The sequence below is a fragment of the Curvibacter sp. PAE-UM genome (genome assembly GCF_001432305.1).
In the GTDB taxonomy this organism is placed as follows: Bacteria; Pseudomonadota; Gammaproteobacteria; order Burkholderiales; family Burkholderiaceae_C; genus Hylemonella.
The window spans coordinates 3,530,583-3,537,123 of record NZ_KQ483358.1; the positions used below are offsets into that span (position 1 = coordinate 3,530,583).

The following is a 6,541-nucleotide window of genomic DNA, read 5'->3' on the forward strand; positions in this document are numbered from 1 at the left end:
GCCGGGGTCACAGACACCAGGGTCGCCTTTCTTTCGGTTACCTTGCTTTGGCGAAGCAAAGAAAGGTGACTCGCCCGCCGGGGCGAGACCCGGCTAGCCACGCAAAAGAAAACGCAGGAAGAAAGAAGCTACGCCGCCGCCCGCAACTTCGGCCCCGCCAACTCCGGCTGCAACACCAAGCGCTCCGAAGCCGTATAGCAATAGAAATGCCGCCCCGTAGCCCGCCCAATCGCACACAGCCCCACCCGCTCCGCCACCGCATGCCCCATCTGCGTAATCCCGCTACGGGAAACGACGATAGGCACCCCCATCTGCGCCGACTTGATCACCATCTCGCTGGTCAGCCGACCCGTGGTGTAGAACACCTTGTCCGCCCCCGCCATGGCAGCGGGCTCCTGCAGCCACATCCAGCCCGCAATGGTGTCGATCGCGTTGTGGCGGCCCACGTCTTCCACGAAGAGCAGCATCTCCTCGCCGCGGAACAGCGCACAGCCATGCACCGAGCCGGCCGACTTGTAGGTGCTTTCCTGCAGGCGGATGGCGTTGACTATGCCGTAGAGCTGGGCCTGGGTGAGCGTGGCTTCAGGTAATTGGATCTGGTCCACCTCGTCCATCATGTCGCCGAACACGCTGCCCTGGCCGCAGCCGGTGGTGACGACGCGCTTGGACGTGCGTTCCTCGATGTCGGTGATGCCTTCGCGGGTCTTGACGGCGGCAGCACCCACGTCCCAGTCCACGGTGATGGATTCGATCTCGTCCACCGAGCGCACCAGGCGCTGGTTGCGCAGGAAACCGAGCACCAGCAGTTCGGGATGGCCCCCCAGGGTCATGAGCGTGACCAGCTCGCGCTTGTCAACGTAGACGGTGAGCGCGCGCTCCGCCGGAATGGACAAGGTGGTGGCCTCACCGTGCTCGTTGACGGCCGTGACCTCACGCGTCAGGGGCGCCTGGGCTCGGGTGAGATGTGGCAAGGACATGAATGGCAGCGTACAACAAAACGGGCCGGGCTTTGCAGCCCGGCCCGTGAGACCTCAATCCGTGCGGGAATCAGGACTTCTTGGCGGGCGCGGCAGCAGGAGCGGCCGGAGCAGCGGCGGTTGCCGGCTTGTAGACGAAGGGGCCCGGATCGGCGCAGGGCGCGGTGGCGACCGGCTTGGCATCCTTGCCAGCCTTGCCCGACTTGCGATATTGGGCAGCCACCTTGTCCTGCGACTTGCACAGCTTGTAGCCATCGACCTTGCCGGCGTGGGCGGTCTTGGCGGCAGCTTCGGCCGCCTTGGCCTTGGCTTCGTCGTTCGGAGCGGGCAGCTTGGCCAGGGCGGAGACGCTCAGGGCGCAAGCGGCGATGAATACGGCGATGGATTTCATGTGGGCCTCTTTTCTTGGTGATCAGGCTTTGACGGGAGCACCGGGCGCGGCCGGCTGGGTGCGCTGGGCCGGGATCTTGCCGGCCTTGATGTCGTCGTACCAGAGCTCGTGGTGTTCCTTGGCCCAGGTCTCGTCGACATAACCGGTCTTCATGGCGGTGTAGGCGCCGGCCATGCCGAGCGTGCCCATGTAGATGTGGCCGATGAACATGGCCATCATCAGCACCGTGGCCACGCCGTGGACCATGTGGGCGATCTGCATGTCGCCACGCAGGTAGTCCAGGCCCGGCACCAGCTTGTCCAGCACCAGGCCGGAAGCCACGACGATCAGGCCCAGCACGAACACGCCACCCCAGAACAGCACCTTCTCGCCGGCATTGAAGCGGTGCGAGGCGATCTCGTGCCCGGACAGCAGGCCGCCGCCCTTGACCAGCCAGGTGATGTCTTCCTTGCGCGGCAGGTTGTCCTTGACGAAGGTGCCGATGACCACCAGCAGCGAGACGGCAAACACCGGGCCGGCGAAGTTATGCAGGTTCTTCAGCACATAGGTCAGCCAGCCGAACAGCGTGCCGCCGATGACCGGGTGCAGGAAGTACTTGCCGAAGGCCATGACGAGGCCGGAGATCGCCAGGATGGAGAAGGCGATGGCGTTGGCCCAGTGGGCCGAGCGCTCGAACGCGGTGAAACGCTCGATCTTGCGGCCGGTCTCGGCGCCGTGCAGCTGCAGGGTGCCCTTGCGCCAGTAGAAGATACCCACTGCGCCCAGCGCGATCAGGATGAGCGCGCCGCCGTAGGGAATGATCCACTGGTTGCGCACCTGGCGCCAGGCTTCGCCGGCGTTGGTGAGCATGGAGCCCGGGTACTGCACAAAGGGCTGGATCAGGTTGCCGGCTTCCGGCGCTTCGGTCCTGGGCAGGCTGCTGTAACCCGTCACCCCGCCGCCGACCGCACGCCACATGGGCGCGTTGTTGCCGGGCTGCACCTGGGCCCGCTCGGCATTGGTCTGCGTCGCGTAACCCGGCTCCTCGCTGGCGTCGGGCTTGACGTCGAAGATGTTCTGTCCCTTGATGCCGCCGGCGGGAGCCGGTGCCGCCTTGGCAGGCGGAGCATCAAGCTTGAGTTTGTCCTGCTGGGCGTGGACCGGTGCGGCCCAGCCCAGGGCCATGAACATGGCCAGGGCAAGCACTTTTTTCATGAGGCGTCCGATCTTCAGTTGACCCGGTTGTACTCGTTCTGGCCATACTGGCCGCGTGCCTTGAGCTTGGACTCCCAGCTGGCCTTGTCACCGGACTTCCAGCCCGGTTCGACATAGGCCTTGCCGGTGCCCGTGTGCGGCGCCGCATCCTGCTTGGCACCACCGATGCCCTGGGGCGACTCGCCGCAGGCGGTCAGCAGGAACGCAGCGGAAACGATGATCAGTGCTTTTTTCATGACTTGGCTCCTGCAGGTGCCGGCTGGCCGGCCTGGCGCGAGCCGTAGGCGGTGCCCCAGCCCCAGACTTCGGCGCCCTTGCCACGTTGCAGCACGCGGGTGCGGAAGATGTCGGCCACCATGTCGCCGTCACCGGCGAGCAGGGCCTTGGTCGAGCACATTTCGGCACAGGCCGGCAGCTTGCCTTCGGCCAGGCGGTTGCGCCCGTATTTCTCGAACTCGGCCTGGCTGCCGTTGGCCTCGGGGCCGCCGGCGCAGAAGGTGCACTTGTCCATCTTGCCGCGCACACCGAAGGTGCCCTGCGAGGGGAACTGGGGCGCGCCGAAGGGGCAGGCGTAGGAGCAGTAGCCGCAGCCGATGCAGATGTCCTTGTCGTGCAGCACCACACCCTCGTCGGTGCGGTAGAAGCAGTTGACCGGGCAGACCGCCATGCAGGGTGCGTCGCTGCAGTGCATGCAGGCCACCGAGATGGATTTCTCGCCGGGCACGCCGTCATTGAGGGTGACCACGCGGCGGCGGTTCACACCCCAGGGGACTTCGTGTTCGTTCTTGCAGGCGGTGACGCAGCCGTTGCACTCGATGCAGCGCTCGGCGTCACAAACAAATTTCATTCGTGCCATGACGTTACTCCTCAGGCTTTCTCGATGTTGCAGATCGTGGTCTTGGTTTCCTGCATCATGGTCACGCTGTCATAACCATATGTAGTTGCCGTGTTGACCGCTTCGCCGCGCACGATGGGCGCCGCACCCTTGGGGTAGTAGGCCAGCATGTCGGCACCTTGCCAACGACCGGAGAAGTGGAAGGGCATCCACACGGTGTCGGACGCGACGCGCTCGGTCACCAAGGCCTGCACGTTGAGCTTGGCGCCGGTCGGGCTGTGCAGCCAGACGCGCTCGCCGTTGCGGATGCCGCGTTCGGTCGCCGTCTTCGGGTTGATTTCCACGAAGGCTTCCTGCTGCAGTTCGGCCAGCCAGGGGTTGGAGCGGGTTTCCTCGCCGCCGCCCTCGTACTCGACCAGCCGGCCCGAGGACAGGATGAGCGGGAACTTCTCGTGCAGCTTGTCAGCGATGTTCTTGGTCTGCAGCGTCTTGTACAACGTGGGCAGGCGCCAGAAGGCCTTCTTGTCGTCGTGGGTCGGGTACTTGGCCATGAGTTCGGGCTTGGTACCGTAGAGCGGCTCGCGGTGCTGCGGCACCGGATCGGGGAAGTTCCAGACCACGGCGCGTGCCTTGGCGTTGCCGAAGGGGTGGCAACCGTGGTTCTGCATGAACACGCGGATCATGCCGCCCGAGGAGTCGGTCTTCCAGTTCTTGCCTTCGGCGGCCTTGGCTTCGGCCTCGGTGAGCTCACCCCACCAGCCCAGCTTCTTGAGCAGCACGTGGTCGAGTTCCGGATAACCGGTAGTGATGTCGGCGCCCTTGGAGTAGGAACCGTCCTCGGCCAGCAGGTTCTTGCCGTCCTTCTCCACGCCGAAGTTGGCGCGGAAGTTGCCGCCGCCGTCCATGACGTGCTTGGAGGTGTCGTACAGATTGGGCGAACCCGGGTGCTTGAGCGCGGGCGTGCCGTAGCAGGGCCAGGGCAGGCCGAAGTAGTCACCCGACATGTCGTAGCCGGTTTCCTTGTCCACGACCTTGCCCTTGCACTTGAGCGTCTTCACGTCGAAGGCGTTCATGTTGCGCATGTGGGCCTTGAGGCGCTCCGGGCTCTGGCCGGTGTAACCGATGGTCCAGACACCGCGGTTGATTTCGCGCAGGATGTCCTCGGGCATGGGCTCGTCCATGCCCTTGACCTTCTGCATCTTGTAGTTCTTGGACAGCTCCTTGGCGAAGCCGAGTTTCTCGGCCAGCTGGTGCATGATCATGTGGTCGGTGCGGCTCTCCCACAGCGGCTCGATCACCTTCTCGCGCCACTGGATGGAGCGGTTGGAGGCGGTGGCAGAACCGCTGGTCTCGAACTGGGTGGCGGCCGGCAGCAGGTAGACCGCGCGGTTGGGGTTGAGGTCTTCAGCCTTGCCGGGCATGGCGGCCATGGCCGCCGTGGCCGACGGATACGGGTCCACCACCACCAGCAGGTCCAGCTTGTCCATGGCGCGCTTCATCTCCAGACCGCGGGTCTGCGAGTTGGGCGCATGGCCCCAGTAGAAGACGCCGCGCAGGTTGGAGTCCTGGTCGATCAGCTCGTTCTTCTCAAGCACGCCGTCGATCCAGCGCGACACGGTGATGCCGGGCTTGGTCATCATGGCGGGCGTTGCGAACTGCTTCTTGATCCACTCGAAGTCCACGCCCCAGACATTGGCGAAGTGTTTCCAGGAACCTTCGACGATGCCGTAGTAGCCCGGCAGCGAATCCGGGTTGGGGCCGACGTCGGTCGCGCCCTGCACGTTGTCGTGGCCGCGGAAGATGTTGGTGCCGCCGCCGGACTTGCCGACGTTGCCCAGGGCCAGCTGCAGGATGCAGGAGGCGCGCACCATGGCGTTGCCGATGGTGTGCTGGGTCTGGCCCATGCACCAGACGATGGTGCCGGGGCGGCTCTCGTGCAGCATCCTGGCGACCTTGGCCATCTGGGCCTCGCCCACACCGCAGGCCTCTTCGACCGCAGCCGGGGTCCACTTGGCCAGCACGTCCTTCTTGACGTCTTCCATGCCGTAGACACGGTCGTTGATGTACTTCTTGTCTTCCCAGCCGTTCTTGAAGATGTGGTACAGCAGGCCGAACAGGAAGGGGATGTCGGTGCCGGAGCGGATGCGCACGAACTCGTCGGCCTTGGCAGCCGTGCGGGTGAAGCGCGGGTCGACCACGATCATCTTGCAGCCGGTTTCCTTGGCGTGCAGCATGTGCAGCAGGCTGACCGGGTGGGCTTCGGCGGCATTCGACCCGATGTACAGGGCGACCTTGCTGTTCTGCATGTCGTTGTACGAGTTGGTCATGGCGCCGTAGCCCCAGGTGTTCGCCACGCCAGCCACCGTGGTGGAGTGGCAGATGCGCGCCTGGTGGTCACAGTTGTTGGTGCCCCAGAAGCTGACGAACTTGCGCATCAGGTAGGCCTGCTCGTTGCTGTGCTTGGACGAGCCGACGAAATAGACGCTGTCCGGGCCGCTGGCCTTGCGCAGCTCCATCATGCGGGCGGTGATCTCGTTGAGGGCCGTGTCCCAGCTGATGCGCTCGTACTTGCCGTTGACCAGCTTCATGGGGTAGCGCAGACGGTACTCGCCGTGGCCGTGCTCGCGGATCGAGGCGCCCTTGGCGCAGTGGGCACCCAGGTTGATGGGCGAGTCGAACACCGGCTCCTGGCGCGTCCACACGCCGTTTTCCACCACGGCGTCGATGGCGCAGCCCACCGAGCAGTGCGTGCAGACGGTGCGCTTGACTTCGATCTTGCCGTCGCCGACGGCAACACTGCTGGCGGCGTTCGCCTTCTTCACCAGCGTGAGCTGCGAGGCTGCGAGGCCAACGCCCAGACCCAGGCCCGAGCGACGCAGGAAGGCACGACGGTCCATGGTGGGCAGGGCTTGCGACAGGCCGCGGCGCAGGCTGTGCACAAAGGGCGAACGAGCTGTGGTCTCGGTCGCCGGGGATTTCTTGGTGAGCAACATGTCTCTCTCCAGCTTTGATTAGAGGCGGGTGGTCTGGTAGTAGTGCTTGACGTGTTCGGACAGGTGGTAACCACCGCCCTTGGCAGGAGCCGCCTTGGGTTCGGGGGCAGCCTGCGCGACCGGCTTTGCCGCCGGCATCAGGCTGGCCCCG

General features: G+C 65.1%; 6 protein-coding genes. All 6 read right to left on the minus strand.

Annotated elements, in window-relative coordinates; genetic code table 11:
- Nucleotides 1–128 precede the first annotated feature (128 nt).
- Entirely contained in the window at nucleotides 129–977 is an 849-nt protein-coding gene (locus AO057_RS16860) for a formate dehydrogenase accessory sulfurtransferase FdhD (protein WP_057677035.1), read from the minus strand.
- A gap of 70 nt (nucleotides 978–1,047) precedes the next feature.
- Nucleotides 1,048–1,368 carry a hypothetical protein gene (locus tag AO057_RS16865; RefSeq protein ID WP_057677036.1) on the minus strand — a complete coding sequence of 107 codons (321 nt, stop codon included), beginning with the start codon at nucleotides 1,366–1,368 and terminating at the stop codon, nucleotides 1,048–1,050.
- 21 nt (nucleotides 1,369–1,389) lie between these two features.
- Entirely contained in the window at nucleotides 1,390–2,562 is a 1,173-nt protein-coding gene (locus AO057_RS16870; RefSeq protein WP_057677037.1) for a formate dehydrogenase subunit gamma, read from the minus strand.
- Between the two features lie 14 nt (nucleotides 2,563–2,576).
- Nucleotides 2,577–2,798, minus strand: a complete 222-nt coding sequence (locus tag AO057_RS16875) for a hypothetical protein (protein WP_057677038.1) — start codon at nucleotides 2,796–2,798, stop codon at nucleotides 2,577–2,579.
- Nucleotides 2,795–3,418: a formate dehydrogenase FDH3 subunit beta gene (fdh3B, locus tag AO057_RS16880; protein ID WP_057677039.1), complete on the minus strand. Its 624-nt coding sequence runs from the start codon at nucleotides 3,416–3,418 to the stop codon at nucleotides 2,795–2,797. The genes AO057_RS16875 and fdh3B overlap by 4 nt, the downstream gene beginning before the upstream one ends.
- An 11-nt stretch (nucleotides 3,419–3,429) precedes the next feature.
- Entirely contained in the window at nucleotides 3,430–6,390 is a 2,961-nt protein-coding gene (locus AO057_RS16885; protein ID WP_057677040.1) for a formate dehydrogenase subunit alpha, read from the minus strand.
- Nucleotides 6,391–6,541 lie beyond the last annotated feature (151 nt).